The sequence below is a fragment of the Kitasatospora sp. NPDC029312 genome (assembly GCF_055569215.1).
The window spans coordinates 238,033-254,696 of sequence record NZ_JBVHXY010000003.1; the positions used below are offsets into that span (position 1 = coordinate 238,033).

The following is a 16,664-nucleotide window of genomic DNA, read 5'->3' on the forward strand; positions in this document are numbered from 1 at the left end:
CAGGCTGGGCCCCGACGACGAACCGAGAGGCGACCATGACCGAGCCGGTGAACCACACCATCCTGCTGCTGGACATCGAGCAGTTCGGCCGGCGGGACGACGTCGAGCAGGCCTTCATGCGCCGGATGCTCTACTCCGTCCTGCACGAGACGCTGCGCAGCGCCGGCGTCGAGGCCGCCGAACAACGGCTGGAGGACCGCGGCGACTCGGTGATGGCCCTGATCAACCCGACCGTCCCCAAATCGAAACTGCTGCACGCGCTGATCAACGAGACCCCCGCCCTACTGCACGCCAACAACCGCCTCGCCGCCGACAGCGCCCGGGTACGGCTGCGCATCGTGCTCGCCTCCGGCGAGGTCGCCGTGCAGGAGCTCGGCGGAGCACTCGGCGGCGCGGTCGGCTGGGACCTCAACCAGGCCTTCCGGCTGCTCGACTCGACGGCCCTGCGGGAGGCGTTGAAGCACCGGGACGGCCCGTGCGTGCTCAGCGTGTCCGACCCGGTCTACCAGGGCATCGTCCGGCACGGCCACGGCGGACTGCCGACCGGCGAGTTCCACCGGATCACCGTCCACGGCAAGGAGGGCGACTTCCCGGCCTGGCTCCACGGCGAACCCGCCCCGACCCCGGCCGCCACGCCGGACCAGCCCGCACCGGCCCCGGCCGCCGCCCCCGACCAGCCCGCACCCGCTGCGGCTGCCGCCCCCGCCGCCGCCCCGGCCGGGAGCCGGACCCCCGCCACCTTCCAGTTCCTCGGCGGCTCCCCGTCCTTCGGCGGCGACCTGATCGGCGGCGACCAGCACACCGTCTCCGGCGGCCGGGTCCACGGCGACGTCAACACCGGCAACACCTTCGGCGGTGACCGATGACCGCCACCGCCGAACCGGAGGCCGCCGCCCAGCCGGTCGACCCCGACCGCGAGGACGGCCTCCAGGAGGCTCCGCCCGAGGAGCCGCAGAACGCCTGGGAAGCCGCCCGGGAACTCCTGGAGCACGTGCCCGACGCCTTCGCCGACCGCGGCTTCCTCTTCGCCGGCGGCACCCCCCGCTTCGGCGGGAACCTCGTCGGCGGAGACGAACACGTGGTCTCCGGCGGCCGGGTCCACGGCGACGTCGTCACCGGCCACAAGACCACCGTCTACCAGCTCGGCTCCGCCTTCGGCGCGCCGCTGCACGCCTCGGGTGAGGTCGCGGCCGAGGAACTCGCCGCCCTGGCCGCGGTCTTCCAGCGCGGACCGGTCTTCGAACAGGCGCTCCGCCGGCTGCGCGAGCAGCGCGTTCTGGTCCTCACCGGCCGTGCCGACACGGGGCGACGCTCCGCCGGACTGATGTTGCTGAGCGCCCTGGGACGCAGCCGGATCCGCAACCTGGACCCCGACGTCTCCCCCGCCGCCCTGCTCAACGGGGCCGAAGAGGCCGAGGGCTACCTGCTCGCCGACTACACCACCTCCCGTACCCGCCCGCTGCGCCGCTCCGACCTCGACCGCCTCCGCGAGACCCTCGCCAAGCAGGACGGCTACCTGGTCATCACGACCGTGTGCTCCGGCTCGGTCCGGGAACTGCCCACGGTCGATTGGCGGCCGCCCGAACCCCGGGCCGTACTCGCCGCCCACCTGGACGCCCTGCTGCTGGACGGCGAGCCGGCCGAGCGCATCGAGGAGTTGCTCGCCCAGGAGCCCGTCCGCCAGTTCCTCGCCAAGCCCCGTCCGATCCGGGAGATCGCCGAGTTCGCCGACCCGCTGTCCGCCTACGTGCCCGGGACGGGCGGTTCGGCAGACCTCGTCGACTTCGGCCACGGCATCGTCCAGGAGCAGGTCGGCCGGTGGTTCGGCGATCCCGAACTCCACCTCCGGGAGAAGGCGTTCCTGATCTCCCTGGCCGTCTTCGACCACGCCCCGTACGCCCTCGCCGCCGAGTGCGCCGACCGCCTGTTCCGCCGTCTGGAGACCATCCGCACCGCCGGCGAGCCGGACGGCATCCCGCCCTTCGGCAGCTCGATCGAGGACCGGCTCGCCCTCGCCCGGGCCGAGCTCACCGAGGAGACCGAGCAGACCCCCTGGGGCCCGGTGCCGCAGCGGATGGCTTCCTTCCTCGACCCCCGCACCTCCCACACCCTGCTGCGCGAGGTCTGGGCGAGCCACCCCTCCGCCCGCCCCGCGATCACCGGCTGGCTGCACGCGCTGGCCACCGACGCCCGCGCCCTGGTCCGCACCCGGGTGGCCTCCGCCACCGCCCTGCTGGCCTCCGTCGACCTCTCCGCCACGATGAGCGGACTGCTCGGCCCGTGGTCCGGCGCCAAGGACTTCCGGCTCTGCGTCCAGGCCGCCAACAGCCTGGCCCTCGCCTACCACGCCGGCACCGCCGCCGTCCCGCGCATCCTGCGCAGCTGGGCCTCCGACGACAACGCCCACCGCCGGTGGACCGCGATCCGCTGCTACGCCCTGCTCGGCCCGCTCCTCCCGGCCCAGGCCCTGGAGGCCTTCGCGCTGGCCGCCGAACGGCTCAGCACCGCTGAACTCGACCAGCTCGCCGACCGGTTGCGGCTCGGCGACCAGGCGGCGACCGTCGGCCAGGCCGACCGCTACCAGGCGATCGGGCTGGTCGAGGCGGCCGAACTGCTGCTGCTCTCCCCCGAGGCCGAGCAGGCCCTGCGCACCCTGGTCCGCTGGCTGTCCGGCCCGCCCGCCCTGCGGCAGCTCGCCCTGGCCACCTTCCTCACCGCCGCGCAGCGCACCGAGGACACCGTCGTCGGCCGACCGCTGCTGCTCGACTGGTACGCCCGGAGCCCGCGCCCCGAGCCGGGCGCCGTGGTCAGCGTGACGGTGCTGTCGGCGCCCGAGGAGCCGCTGCCCGTCCGCGCGCTGCTGGCCGTCCTGTGGCGTACGGCGCTCACGGACCGCCGCTACGGCACCGTCGCCCTCGGGGTGCTGCGCGGCTGGCTGGTCGGCGCCGCCGACCAGCCCGAGACCAGCGCCCGCCTCACCGAGATGTTCGATGACCTGGCGGTCACCGAGCGCGACCGCCAGCGGCTCGACCACCTCGTCCGCACCGTCCGCGAGGGCGGTTCGACCACCCCGCCCGAACGAACCAACTGACCGGCCCGTCCCGATCCTGGAGCATCCGCGCATGTCGGCACGACACCTCCCCGCCGGGGACCTCACCGACCCGGTCCTGAAGGTCCACCCCCTGGGCCGCTCGCTCGGCCTGCCCAAACGGCCGGCCGCCCGGGCCGACTCCGCGCTGGTGCTGACCTCGCCCACCGGCGAGCACCAGGTCTTCCTGCCGCCGCACCGCCCGGGGTTCAGCGATCTGGTCGGCCGCGGCTACCAGGCCGCCTACGAGATCGACCTCGGCCTGCACCACCTCCGGATGGAGGAACGGCTGCCGGGCCGGGACGACGTCGGCGCCTTCGAGGCCGTGGTGGAGATCGACTGGCAGGTCTCGGCCCCCGAGCTGGTGGTGACCAGCCGGATCGGCGACGTCCCGGCCCTGCTCGTGCCCCGCATCCGGCAGCGGATGCGCGCCGTCGCCCGTACCCTCTCCACCGACCAGAGCGGCGAGGCCGAACTCGCCGTCCAGCAGGCGCTGGACGAACACCCCCTCGCCGGGGCCGAGGGCCTGCGGGTGGGCTGCGCCGTCCAGCTGGACATCGACCAGGCCGCCCGCGACCAGAAGGAGCGGCTGCGCGGCTACCACTTCGACACCCAGGCCCATCCGCACGCCCTCCGGCAGGTCCAGGAGGCGAACGAGGTCCTCGCCGCGAAGGCGAAGTTCTACCAGTACCACCTGGAGCAGGGCGGGGTCACCGCCTGGGCACTCCAACTGGCCGCACACCCCGAGGACCTGCCGCGGGCGCTCGGCTACCTGAAGGACGAGCAGCAGGAACTGGTCCAGGGCCAGCTCACCGTGATCCAACGGCTGCTCGACCAGGACGCCCTGGAGGACTTCGAGCTGGAGGGCCCGCGCCGGGACGCCAAGGCCGCGTTCGAGGCCATCCTGCGTCACCGGCCCGGTGCCCCGGGAACGCCCCGGCTCGACAAGGGCCCGAACCCGCCCCTCACCCAGTGACCCCGAGGAGCCCCACCGTGTCCGACCCTCCCGCCCCGCCTGCTCCGGCCCCGCCTGCTCCCGCCCCACCTGCTCCGAACCCGCCTGCTCCGAACCCATCCGCCCCGACCCCACCGCCCGGTACGGCCCTGCTCGCCGAGCTCCGTGCCGAGATCGCCCGTGCGGACAGCAAGGCCGCCGTGCTGGTCGCCGCGCTCGGCGTCATCGTCGGAGTGCTCGGCGGCCTGCTCACGAGCAACGGCTGGGCGCCGCAGCAACTCTCCGCCCCCGCCAAGGTCCTGCTCGCCGTCGGCGGCCTCGGCATCGCCGTGTCCCTGGTCTCGCTGCTGCTCGCGGTGCTGCCCCGCTACCGCCGCAGCACCTGGCGTCCCGGGCGCCCGCTCGGGTACTTCGGGGACATCCGCCGGGCCGCCGAGCAGGGCCTGCTCGCCGATGCCCTGGCCGAGAGCGAGCAGCTCGCCGCCGAGGCCGTCCGCACCGCGCTCGCCGAGAACAGCCTGATCGTCTCGCGCAAGCACTCCTGGGTCAGGACCGGCATCCTCGCCTTCGGCCTCGGCCTGTTCCCGCTGGTCATCGCCCTGCTCCTGGGCTGACCCGGGCCGCGCACCAGTCCACGACCACCCCCGTACGGACGCCGCTGCCGCGCGCGTCCCGCCCAACCGTCCGTGCCGCCCAACCGTCCGTCCCGTCCCCGAAGGAATCCGTCATGACCGAACCGACCTATCCGGACGCGCCGCCCCCTCAGTACCCCGCCGCCGCACCGCCACCCCAGTACCCCACCGCGGCCCCGCCGCAGTATCCGACCGTCCCGCCGCAGCGCCCGCAGGGCGCCCCCCGGTACCCGGCCGCACCCCCGCCACCCCAGTACCCGGCCGCCGCACCGCAGCACCCGGCCCCGCAGTACCCCGCCGCCGTCCCGCCGCAGTACGCGCCGCCCCCGCCCCGGCACCAGCAGCCCCCGCAGCAGCCGCCCCGCGTCCCCGCCCAGGGCTTCGCCCCGCCGCCCGCACCGGTGCAGCCGCCCGCACTGGACCCGACCGTCGACATCGACCCCCACACCGGCCGGATCCACCTGGCCGCCCGCCAGCGCGGCGCCGACGCCACCACGATCGGCCAACTGCTGTTCCAGCTCCCGCACTTCCTCTGCAGCCTGGGGGTGGTCGCGATGGTCTCGCTGTTCCTGCCCTCGCCCGCGAACCTGCTGCTGATCGGCCTCTGGATCGCCTCCGGCGCACTGGTCTTCCACCGCCCCACCGAGAAGGTCCTCGCCCGCTACCTGTTCCGGATGCGCCCGGCGCTGCACTCCGAGCTGGTCCGCCTGGAGCCGGTCTGGCACCAGGTGACCGCGAAGGCCGGGGTGGACCCGTCGTCGTACGACCTGTGGATCGAGGACCACAAGAGCATCAACGCCACCGCGGCCGCCGGGCACATCGTCGGCGTGACCCGGTACGCGCTGGAGACCCTGCCCGACGCGCAGCTGGCCGCCGTACTCGCCCACGAGCTCGGCCACCACCGCGGCGGCCACGCCTGGGCGACCCTGCTGGGCTACTGGTACTCGCTGCCGGCCCGGATCAGCTGGGCCGTCTTCCGGTTCGTCGCGGTCATCGCGGTCCAGATCGCCTCGGTGTTCTCGGTGCTCGGCGCGCTCGCGGTCGGGCTGGCCGCGGTGGTGCTGGCGGTGGCCGTGGCCTTCGCCTTCCCCCCGCTCCTCCTGGTCCTCGTCACGCCGTACCTGCTCGCCGCGGTCGGCCGCCGGTCCGAGTTGCGGGCGGACATCCAGGCGGCGGAACTCGGCTTCGCGGACGCGATGATCGAGGTGTTCCACGGTTTCCTGAGGGACGAGGCGCAGGCCCTGGAGCTCGCCGAGCGGGAGAACGGCGGCCGGGCCGTCCGGCCGGGCCTCGGTCAGCGGCTGCTCTCCAGCCACCCCGACACCCACACCCGGATCCGCCGCCTGGAGGACTGGCGCGCGGCCGCGGCCGCCACGGCGCGCTGAGCGCGCCCGTCGGCCGGGAACGCCGCAGGGCGGCCACCCCGTGAGGGGTGACCGCCCTGCGATCAGTGGTGGGACCCACCGCTTCCGCCCGGTGCCGGGCGGGAGGGAGCGACTCAGCCGGTGTACGGGCCGTAGTCGTAGTCGTCCAGCGGGACCGCCTGGCCGGAGCCGGCGCCGAAGGGCGACAGGTCGTAGTCGTCGTAGCCGACGGCCGAGTACATCGCGGCCTTGGCCTCCTCGGTCGGCTCGACCCGGATGTTGCGGTAGCGGGGCAGACCCGTACCGGCCGGGATGAGCTTACCGAGGATGACGTTCTCCTTGAGACCCAGCAGCGGGTCCGACTTGGCGTGGATCGCCGCGTCGGTGAGGACCCGGGTCGTCTCCTGGAAGGAGGCGGCCGACAGCCAGGACTCGGTGGCCAGCGAGGCCTTGGTGATACCCATCAGCTGCGGACGGCCGGAGGCGGGGTGACCGCCCTCGGCGACCACACGACGGTTCTCCTGCTCGAAGCGGCCGCGCTCGACCAGCTCGCCCGGCAGCAGCTCGGCGTCGCCCGACTCGATGATCGTCACGCGGCGGAGCATCTGCCGGATGATGATCTCGATGTGCTTGTCGTGGATCGACACGCCCTGCGAGTTGTAGACCTTCTGGACCTCGGCGACCAGGTGGATCTGAACGGCACGCTGGCCCATGATGCGCAGGACGTCGTGCGGGTTGGTGGCACCCATGGTCAGCTTCTGGCCGACCTCGACCGCCTCGCCCTCGCTGACGAGCAGCTTCACGCGCTTCGAGACCGGGTAGGCGATCTCGTCGCTGCCGTCGTCCGGCGTGACGACCAGCTTGCGGGTCTTCTCGGTGTCCTCGATGCGGACCCGGCCGGAGGCCTCCGAGATCGGGGCCACACCCTTGGGGGTACGGGCCTCGAAGAGCTCGACGACACGCGGCAGACCCTGGGTGATGTCGTCACCCGCCACACCACCGGTGTGGAAGGTACGCATGGTCAGCTGGGTACCGGGCTCACCGATGGACTGGGCGGCGATGATGCCGACCGCCTCACCGATGTCGACCAGCTTGCCGGTGGCCAGCGAGCGCCCGTAGCACATGGCGCAGGTGCCGACGGCCGACTCGCAGGTCAGGATCGAGCGGACCTTGACCTCGCCCACACCGTGGCGGATCAGCTCGTCGATCAGGACGTCACCGAGGTCGGTGTTGGCGGTGGCCAGCAGCTTGCCGTCGACGGTGATGTCCTCGGCGAGCATGCGGGCGTACACGCTGGTCTCGACGTCGTCGGCCTTGCGCAGCACGCCGTCGGCGCCCACGTGGCCGATCGCGAGCTTCAGGCCGCGCTCGGTGCCGCAGTCCTCCTCGCGGATGATGACGTCCTGGGAGACGTCGACCAGACGACGGGTGAGGTAACCGGAGTCGGCGGTACGGAGGGCGGTGTCGGCCAGACCCTTACGGGCACCGTGGGTGGAGATGAAGTACTCCAGCACGGACAGACCCTCACGGAACGACGCCTTGATGGGTCGCGGGATGGTCTCGTTCTTGGCGTTCGACACCAGACCACGCATACCGGCGATCTGGCGCATCTGCATCATGTTTCCACGGGCACCCGAGTCGACCATCATGAAGATGGGGTTCGTCTTCGGGAAGTTCGCGGACATGGCGTCCGCGACCTCGTTGGTCGCCTGGGTCCAGATGCCGACGAGCTCCTGCTTGCGCTCGTCGTTGGTGATCAGACCGCGCTCGTACTGCTTCTGGACCTTCTCCGCCTTCGCCTCGAAGCCCTCGAGGATCTGGGGCTTGCTCGGCGGGACGATGACGTCCGAGATCGAGACGGTGACACCCGAGCGGGTCGACCAGTGGAAGCCGGCCGCCTTCAGGTTGTCCAGGGTCGCCGCGACGACGACCTTCGGGTAGCGCTCCGCCAGGTCGTTGACGATCGCGGAGAGCTGCTTCTTGCCCACCTCGTAGTCGACGAACGGGTAGTCCTCGGGCAGCAGCTCGTTGAAGAGCGCGCGGCCCAGGGTGGTGTTCAGGCGGAAGGGCTCGCCCTCGAACCAGGTCGGCTGGCCGTCCTCGTCCACCGGAGCGGTCCAGCCGCGCGGCGGGACGGTGCCGGCGCCGAGGCGCAGCTCGATCGGGGCCTGGACGTCCAGCTCGCGGGCGTCGAAGGCCATGATCGCCTCGGCGGTCGACGAGAAGGTGCGGCCGGCGCCCTTCACCTCGTCGCGGTCCGAGGTGAGGAAGAACAGACCGAGCACCATGTCCTGGGTCGGCATGGTGACGGGGCGACCGTCGGCCGGCTTCAGGATGTTGTTCGAGGACAGCATCAGGATGCGGGCCTCGGCCTGCGCCTCCGCGGAGAGCGGCAGGTGGACGGCCATCTGGTCACCGTCGAAGTCCGCGTTGAACGCGGTGCAGACGAGCGGGTGGATCTGGATGGCCTTGCCCTCGACCAGCTGCGGCTCGAAGGCCTGGATGCCGAGGCGGTGCAGGGTGGGTGCACGGTTCAGCAGGACGGGGTGCTCGGCGATGACCTCTTCGAGCACGTCCCACACGACCGGGCGGGCACGCTCGACCATGCGCTTGGCCGACTTGATGTTCTGCGCGTGGTTCAGGTCGACCAGGCGCTTCATCACGAACGGCTTGAAGAGCTCCAGCGCCATGGCCTTCGGCAGACCGCACTGGTGCAGCTTGAGCTGCGGGCCGACGACGATGACCGAACGGGCCGAGTAGTCGACTCGCTTGCCGAGCAGGTTCTGACGGAAACGACCCTGCTTGCCCTTCAGCATGTCGCTGAGGGACTTCAGCGGGCGGTTGCCCGGACCGGTGACCGGACGGCCGCGGCGGCCGTTGTCGAACAGCGCGTCGACGGCCTCCTGGAGCATGCGCTTCTCGTTGTTCACGATGATCTCGGGGGCACCGAGGTCGAGCAGGCGCTTCAGGCGGTTGTTGCGGTTGATGACGCGGCGGTACAGGTCGTTCAGGTCGGAGGTCGCGAAGCGGCCGCCGTCCAGCTGCACCATCGGACGCAGGTCCGGCGGGATGACCGGGACGCAGTCCAGCACCATGCCGTTGGGCTTGTTGCTGGTCTGCAGGAAGGCGGAGACGACCTTGAGGCGCTTCAGCGCACGGGTCTTCTTCTGCCCCTTGCCGGTGCGGATGATCTCGCGCAGGCGCTCGGCCTCTTCGGCCAGGTCGAAGGTCTCCAGGCGGTCCTTGAGGGCCGCGGCGCCCATCGAGCCGGAGAAGTAGGTGCCGAAGCGGTCGCGCAGCTCGCGGTAGAGCAGCTCGTCGCCCTCGAGGTCCTGGACCTTGAGGTTCTTGAAGCGGGCCCACACCTCGTCGAGGCGGTCGAGCTCGCGCTGCGCGCGGTCGCGCAGCTGCTTCATCTCGCGCTCGGCGCTCTCGCGCACCTTGCGGCGCACGTCGGCCTTGGCGCCCTCGGCCTCCAGCTCGGCCAGGTCGGTCTCGGCCTTCTTGGCGCGGGCCTCGAGGTCGGCGTCGCGGCGGTTCTCGATCTGCTGGCGCTCGACCGAGACGTGCGCCTCCAGGGACGGCAGGTCGCGCTGGCGGCGCTCGTCGTCGACCCAGGTGATCATGTAGGCGGCGAAGTAGATGACCTTCTCGAGGTCCTTCGGCGCCAGGTCGAGCAGGTAGCCGAGGCGGGACGGCACACCCTTGAAGTACCAGATGTGGGTCACCGGGGCGGCGAGCTCGATGTGGCCCATCCGCTCGCGGCGCACCTTGGCGCGGGTCACCTCGACGCCGCAGCGCTCGCAGATGATGCCCTTGAAGCGGACGCGCTTGTACTTACCGCAGTAGCACTCCCAGTCCCGGGTGGGGCCGAAGATCTTCTCGCAGAAGAGTCCGTCCTTTTCGGGCTTCAGGGTGCGGTAGTTGATGGTCTCCGGCTTCTTGACCTCGCCGTGCGACCACTGGCGGATGTCGTCGGCGGTGGCCAGGCCGATGCGGAGCTCGTCGAAGAAGTTGACGTCAAGCACTGGTCGTCAAGCCCTCTTTCGTAATTCGAGAGTCTTATCTGTGGTCTGAGGGGGGCCTGGGGGCGGGCCGACTGCTCGGGGCAGCCGGCCCGACCTCCGTCAGACCTCTTCGACGCTGCTCGGCTCGCGCCGGGACAGGTCGATGCCGAGCTCCTCGGCGGCGCGGAACACGTCCTCGTCGGAGTCCCGCATCTCGATGGACTGGCCGTCCGAGGACAGCACCTCCACGTTGAGGCAGAGCGACTGCATTTCCTTGATGAGAACCTTGAAGGACTCGGGAATGCCGGGCTCGGGGATGTTCTCGCCCTTGACGATGGCCTCGTAGACCTTGACTCGGCCGAGGACGTCGTCGGACTTGATGGTGAGCAGCTCCTGCAGCGCGTACGCAGCGCCGTACGCCTCCAGGGCCCACACCTCCATCTCACCGAAGCGCTGACCACCGAACTGCGCCTTACCACCGAGCGGCTGCTGGGTGATCATCGAGTACGGACCGGTCGAACGGGCGTGCAGCTTGTCGTCGACCAGGTGGTGCAGCTTGAGGATGTACATGTAGCCGACCGAGATCGGCATCGGGAACGGCTCGCCGGAGCGGCCGTCGAACAGCCGGGCCTTGCCGGTGGAGTTCACCAGGCGCTCACCGTCACGGGTGAGGGTGGTGTTGTCCAGCAGGCCGGTGATCTCGTCCTCGCGGGCGCCGTCGAAGACCGGGGTGGCGAGGTTGGTGCCACCCGTGACCTGGTCGGCGCCGATCGCCTGCAGGCGCTGGGCCCACTCGTCGGCGAGGCCGGAGACGTCCCAGCCCTGCTTGGCGAGCCACCCGAGGTGGATCTCCAGGACCTGTCCCGGGTTCATTCGGGACGGGACACCCAGCGGGTTGAGGATGATGTCGACCGGGGTGCCGTCCTCAAGGAAGGGCATGTCCTCGACCGGGAGGATCTTGGAGATGACACCCTTGTTGCCGTGGCGGCCGGCGAGCTTGTCACCGTTGGTGATCTTTCGCTTCTGGGCCACGTAGACGCGGACCAGCTGGTTCACGCCCGGGGGAAGCTCGTCCCCCTCCTCGCGGTCGAAGACGCGCACGCCGATGACCTTGCCGGACTCACCGTGCGGGACCTTCAGCGAGGTGTCGCGGACCTCACGGGCCTTCTCGCCGAAGATCGCGCGGAGCAGGCGCTCCTCGGGGGTCAGCTCGGTCTCACCCTTCGGGGTGACCTTGCCGACGAGGATGTCACCGGTGACGACGTCGGCGCCGATCCGGATGATGCCGCGCTCGTCGAGGTCCGCGAGGACCTCCTCGGAGACGTTCGGGATGTCCCGGGTGATCTCCTCGGGGCCGAGCTTGGTGTCACGGGCGTCGACCTCGTGCTCCTCGATGTGGATCGAGGAGAGGACGTCGTCCTGCACGAGGCGCTGCGACAGGATGATCGCGTCCTCGTAGTTGTGACCCTCCCACGACATGAACGCCACGAGCAGGTTCTTGCCGAGGGCCATCTCGCCCGCGTCGGTGCAGGGGCCGTCGGCCAGGACCTGGCCGGCCTCGACCCGGGCACCCTCGTCCACGAGCACCTTCTGGTTGAAGGAGGTGCCCTGGTTGGAGCGGGTGAACTTGGCGGCGCGGTACGTGGTGTACGTGCCGTCGTCGTTGGCCACGGTGACGTAGTCGGCCGAGACCTCCTGGACCACACCGGGCTTCTCGGCGGTGATCACGTCGGCGGCGTCGACGGCGCAGCGGTACTCCATGCCGGTACCGACCAGCGGGGCCTCGCTCTTCAGCAGCGGCACCGCCTGGCGCATCATGTTCGAGCCCATGAGCGCGCGGTTGGCGTCGTCGTGCTCGAGGAAGGGGATCATGGCGGTCGCGACCGACACCATCTGGCGCGGCGAGACGTCCATGTAGTCGACCTCGGAGCCCGGCACGTAGTCGATCTCGCCGCCACGGCGGCGGACCAGGACACGCGGCTCGGCGAAGTGGTTGTCCGCGGTCAGCGGAGCGTTCGCCTGGGCGATGACGAAGCGGTCCTCCTCATCGGCGGTCAGGTAGTCCACCTGGTCCGTCACGAGGCCGGTCTCGTCGACCTTGCGGTACGGGGTCTCGATGAAGCCGAAGGCGTTGACCCGGCCGTACGAGGCCAGCGACCCGATCAGACCGATGTTCGGGCCTTCAGGGGTCTCGATCGGACACATGCGCCCGTAGTGCGAGGGGTGCACGTCACGGACCTCGAAGCCGGCGCGCTCACGGGAGAGACCGCCGGGGCCGAGGGCGGACAGACGACGCTTGTGGGTCAGGCCCGACAGCGGGTTCGTCTGGTCCATGAACTGCGACAGCTGGCTGGTGCCGAAGAACTCCTTGATGGAGGCGACGACCGGCCGGATGTTGATCAGGGTCTGCGGCGTGATCGCCTCGACGTCCTGGGTCGTCATGCGCTCGCGCACGACGCGCTCCATGCGGGCCAGACCCGTACGGACCTGGTTCTGGATGAGCTCGCCGACGTTGCGCAGGCGGCGGTTGCCGAAGTGGTCGATGTCGTCGACCTCGACCACGATGTCGCGGCCGGTCTCGTCGCGCCACTCGGTCTCACCGGCGTGCAGCTTCACCAGGTACTTGATCGCACCGATGATGTCGGGCTCGGTGAGCACGCCGGAGTCCAGCGACTCGGCGTTGCCCAGCTTGCGGTTGAGCTTGTACCGGCCGACCTTAGCCAGGTCGTAGCGCTTCGGGTTGAAGTACAGGTTCTCCAGAAGCGTCTGCGCGGCCTCGCGCGTCGGCGGCTCGCCCGGGCGCAGCTTGCGGTAGATGTCCAGCAGCGCGTCGTCCTGGCCCTGGGTGTGGTCCTTCTCCAGGGTGTTGCGCATCGACTCGTACTCGCCGAACTCCTCGAGAATCATCTCGTTGGTCCAGCCGAGCGCCTTGAGCAGCACAGTGACGGACTGCTTGCGCTTGCGGTCGATGCGGACGCCGACCATGTCGCGCTTGTCGATCTCCATCTCCAGCCAGGCACCACGCGAGGGGATGACCTTGCAGGAGTAGATGTCCTTGTCGGACACCTTGTCCAGGGTGGAGTCGAAGTACACACCCGGGGAGCGGACGAGCTGCGACACGACGACACGCTCGGTGCCGTTGATCACGAACGTGCCCTTGTGGGTCATGAGCGGGAAGTCGCCCATGAAGACCGTCTGAGACTTGATCTCACCGGTCTCGTTGTTGGTGAACTCGGCCGTGACGAAGAGCGGAGCCGCGTACGTGAAGTCGCGGTCCTTGCACTCGTCAATGGAGTTCTTCGGCGGCTCGAAACGGTGGTCGCGGAAGGTCAGGGACATCGACCCGCTGAAGTCCTCGATCGGCGAGATCTCCTCGAAGATCTCCTCCAGACCGGACTTGGTGGGGACGTCCTGACCAGACTCCAGCGCCTCCTCGACCCGGGACTTCCAGGCCGCGTTGCCGAGCAGCCAGTCAAAGCTCTCGGTCTGCAGGGCCAGGAGGTTCGGGACCTCGAGGGGCTCCTTGATCTTCGCGAAGGAGACGCGAAGCGGGGCGGTGGATGCGGCGGAATTGTTCGAGGCGTTGCGCGGCGCGGCCAAGAGGGGGGTCCTTCCGAGGGCTCGGAGCTCACTACGCGCGTACCAGCCGGGCCTGCTTGAGCCGTGGTCCCGCCTCCATCGCCACCGGCCTCTGCCGGGGTCGAAACCCCAGGTCAGAGCCGCTTTGCGGAGGCGGTGCCAGACCCCTTCAGGGCAACGCAAACTCCGGGCGACGAGTCACGGAGCAGCTAACAGGCAGCGCAAAGGGACAGTGTAGCCAAAGGCCACACTGCTGTCCAGCTCTGATTCGGAGACCGAATCGGAGACTCCTCCCGGTAGCCGGCGGACGCGGGGCGCCCACCGGGTACTGCTCTAACTCACGTGGAGTCATTTCCCGCCCGAGCCGCTGGTTATGCATCCAGCAGCAAACCAACCGGGCGGACTCGCGCCTTGAGAATCGCGCGCCTCGCCGGGTTCGTCAAGGGCCCGCCGGCGGTGCGGACCTCGACCCGTCTATCGGCCGGAACCCCTCGGGCGTTACAGAAGCCGTGGTGGGGGCCACCGTCGACGACGGTGATCACCATACTCCTCACCGCCGACGCTGCCGAGTGCGCGATCGGCCACACCGGTGGTTCCGGCCGGCCCCGGAACGCCAAAAGGCCGGGCCGACCACCCGCAAGGGTGATCGGCCCGGCCCTGAGCCCCCTCAGCGGGGGCGCGGGATCACTTGACGGTGACCTTGGCGCCGGCGCCCTCGAGGGCAGCCTTGGCCTTCTCGGCAACGTCCTTGGCGACCTTCTCGAGAACCTTGGCACCAGCGGTGTCAACGAGGTCCTTGGCCTCCTTCAGGCCGAGGGAGGTCAGGGTGCGCACCTCCTTGATGACCTGGATCTTCTTGTCGCCAGCACCCTCGAGGATGACGTCGAACTCGTCCTGCTCGGCCTCGGCCTCGGCGGCCGGGCCGGCAACGCCGGCGGCGGCCACGGCGACCGGGGCGGCGGCGGTGACGTCGAACTTCTCCTCGAAGGCCTTCACGAAGGCAGCGAGCTCGATGAGGGTGAGCTCCTCGAACTGCGCGAGCAGCTCGTCCTGGGACAGCTTCGCCATGATTGGCGTCCTTCCACTAAATCGGCAGGTGGTGCCGGATGTACGGGTTGGCGGGCGTACGGGCCCGCAGCGAGGCGTGAGCCTGCCGAACTACTCGGCGGCCGCGTCCTCGGCGGCGGGAGCCGGCGTACCGGCACCGCCCTGCTCGACCTTGTCGCGCAGCGCGTCCACGGTGCGGACGAGCTTCGACGGGAGGGCCTGGAAGAGCGCGGCAGCCTGGGACTGCTTGGCCTTCAGGGCACCCGCCAGCTTGGCGAGCAGCACCTCGCGGGACTCGAGGTCCGCGAGCTTCTTGATCTCATCGGCGGACAGCGCCTTGCCGTCAAGGACACCGCCCTTGATGATGAGAGCGGGGTTCTCCTTGGCGAAGTCACGCAGAGCCTTCGCCGACTCCACCGGGTCACCGGTGACGAAGGCGACAGCCGTCGGACCGTTGAACAGGTCGTCGAGCTCGGAGATCCCGGCCTCATTGGCCGCGATCTTGGTCAGCGTGTTCTTCACCACGGCGTACTCGGCGTTGTCGCCGAGCGAGCGACGCAGGGTCTTGACCTGCTTCACCGAGAGACCGCGGTACTCGGTCAGCAGCGCCGCGGCGGAGCCACGGAACTTGTCCGTGATCTCGGCGACGGCGGCAGCCTTGTCGGGCCTGGCCATAGGCTTACGCCTCCTTCCGTGATGTCGAAGTCCGGCCGACCGCGAAAGTCGACCATTCACGCCTCGAACCGGCCGGGACGGAAGGAAAGCTCCTGCGAAATGCAACGAGCCCCGGTGCGCAGGGGCGCACGGGGCTCTTCACGACCTCGACGGGCGACCACGCGAACGCGGGACCCGGAAGTCCAAGCTCCAAACACACCTGCGCGGGCTGCCTGCGCTAAGCACAGATCCTTCGGCCACCGGCTCCCTGACGGGCGCACGGTGACAACCAGCGGTCTTTGGCTTCCGCCACAGTAGCCGGACTCGCTCGTACGGCGCAAATCGCCCTCGGACGGGTGAACACCGGGCGGGCCGGCGGGCCGGTCAGCGGGCCAGCGGGGAGACCGTCCGGACCCCGGTGTCCACGGTGTCGGTCTCGGCCGGGGCCTGGGCCGAGAGCAGCGGCCCGGCGAGGTCCGTGTAGAGCACCGAGTCGTCGGCCCGGCCGCTGTCCCCGGTGCCGGTGCGCTGGAGCCGGACCAGCTGGTCCTTGTCGTTCAGCCAGAGGTCCACGGTGAGCGAGAGCGAGCCGCCCGGCGCGAGGGCGGCCCGCAGGCCGTCCCGGCGGGCCTGGCTCAGCTGGGTCTGGGCGGCCGCGTACCTCTCGGCGGTGGTGGTCACCCGGTAGTGCTCGACGGTCGAGTCCTCGTACTTCTCCTCGCCGACGAAGGTCGGGTCCACGCCGTCGGCGGTGGCCGCCGCCAGTGCCTCGACCGGGTTCAACAGGTCGATCAGCCCCGCGTACGGGACCTCCTTGTGGCCGTCCGGTCCGGGCGGGACGGAGAAGCGCTCCCAGTGCCGGCCGCCGTTGCGGGCAGCGGTCGCGGCGTCGCCGCCCTGGTAGGCGGTGGTGTCCACGACGATCAGCTGCTCGGCGTCGGCCGGGGTGGAGCGCTTGATCTGCAGCGCCGTCTTGGGCGCCCAGAACAGCGGGCCGGAGCCGGCGCCCGCGCCCAGCCGGTAGGTGACCTTGGCCCGGCGGGCGGTCTGCATGGTCAGCTCGGCGGAGAGCAGCACCCCGTGCGGCGACCGGTCGGTCGGTTTGGCCGGGCCGCTCGGGGTCGTACCGGTCGACGGGGCGTCGGCGGAGGTCGGGCTGCCGGAGGGCGTCCCGGCGGCGCCGCCGCCCCCGCCGCACCCGGCCAGCCCGGCCGCGAGCACGGCGACGGCGGCCAGCGCCGCCAGCCGCTGCCGTCCCGCCATCGTCCGTTCCTCTCTCACCCGGCCACCTTGCCATCCGGACCGGGACCAGGGGGTGGTGGCCCCCTGGGGAAACCT

The 16,664-nt window shown here is 70.7% G+C and carries 10 protein-coding genes; 5 read left to right on the plus strand and 5 right to left on the minus strand.

The annotated features are described in order from the left end of the window. The first annotated feature begins 35 nt into the window (after positions 1–35). The 5 genes from ACZ4WV_RS04090 (at position 36) to ACZ4WV_RS04110 (ending at position 6,060) form a co-directional block, all read left to right on the plus strand. Complete coding sequence (locus ACZ4WV_RS04090) at positions 36–866, plus strand: hypothetical protein (RefSeq protein ID WP_465742508.1); 831 nt, start codon at positions 36–38, stop codon at positions 864–866. Further along, positions 863–3,091 (plus strand): hypothetical protein, encoded by a 2,229-nt coding sequence (locus ACZ4WV_RS04095; protein ID WP_465742510.1) that lies wholly within the window; start codon positions 863–865, stop codon positions 3,089–3,091. The genes ACZ4WV_RS04090 and ACZ4WV_RS04095 overlap by 4 nt, the downstream gene beginning before the upstream one ends. Positions 3,092–3,122: 31 nt before the next feature. Further along, a complete protein-coding gene (locus ACZ4WV_RS04100) occupies positions 3,123–4,064 on the plus strand; it encodes a hypothetical protein (RefSeq protein ID WP_465742512.1) in 942 nt (313 codons plus the stop codon). A 17-nt stretch (positions 4,065–4,081) separates the two neighbouring features. Further along, on the plus strand, positions 4,082–4,657 hold the full coding sequence (locus ACZ4WV_RS04105) for a Pycsar system effector family protein (protein ID WP_465742513.1): 576 nt from the start codon (positions 4,082–4,084) through the stop codon (positions 4,655–4,657). Positions 4,658–4,770: 113 nt separating this feature from the next. Continuing rightward, a complete protein-coding gene (locus ACZ4WV_RS04110) occupies positions 4,771–6,060 on the plus strand; it encodes a M48 family metalloprotease (protein ID WP_465742515.1) in 1,290 nt (429 codons plus the stop codon). A gap of 113 nt (positions 6,061–6,173) precedes the next feature. Here ACZ4WV_RS04110 and ACZ4WV_RS04115 read toward each other — a convergent pair whose 3' ends face one another. The 5 genes from ACZ4WV_RS04115 to ACZ4WV_RS04135 form a co-directional block, all read right to left on the minus strand. After that, a complete protein-coding gene (locus tag ACZ4WV_RS04115) occupies positions 6,174–10,067 on the minus strand; it encodes a DNA-directed RNA polymerase subunit beta' (protein ID WP_465742517.1) in 3,894 nt (1,297 codons plus the stop codon). Positions 10,068–10,166: 99 nt separating this feature from the next. Beyond that, positions 10,167–13,646 carry a DNA-directed RNA polymerase subunit beta gene (rpoB, locus tag ACZ4WV_RS04120; RefSeq protein WP_465742519.1) on the minus strand — a complete coding sequence of 1,160 codons (3,480 nt, stop codon included), beginning with the start codon at positions 13,644–13,646 and terminating at the stop codon, positions 10,167–10,169. Positions 13,647–14,309: 663 nt separating this feature from the next. Further along, positions 14,310–14,693: a 50S ribosomal protein L7/L12 gene (rplL, locus tag ACZ4WV_RS04125; RefSeq protein ID WP_465742521.1), complete on the minus strand. Its 384-nt coding sequence runs from the start codon at positions 14,691–14,693 to the stop codon at positions 14,310–14,312. Positions 14,694–14,783: 90 nt separating this feature from the next. Next, complete coding sequence (gene rplJ, locus ACZ4WV_RS04130; RefSeq protein ID WP_350747787.1) at positions 14,784–15,347, minus strand: 50S ribosomal protein L10; 564 nt, start codon at positions 15,345–15,347, stop codon at positions 14,784–14,786. Between the two features lie 363 nt (positions 15,348–15,710). Then, positions 15,711–16,589, minus strand: a complete 879-nt coding sequence (locus ACZ4WV_RS04135; protein ID WP_465742524.1) for an SCO4651 family lipoprotein — start codon at positions 16,587–16,589, stop codon at positions 15,711–15,713. Positions 16,590–16,664: the final 75 nt, after the last annotated feature.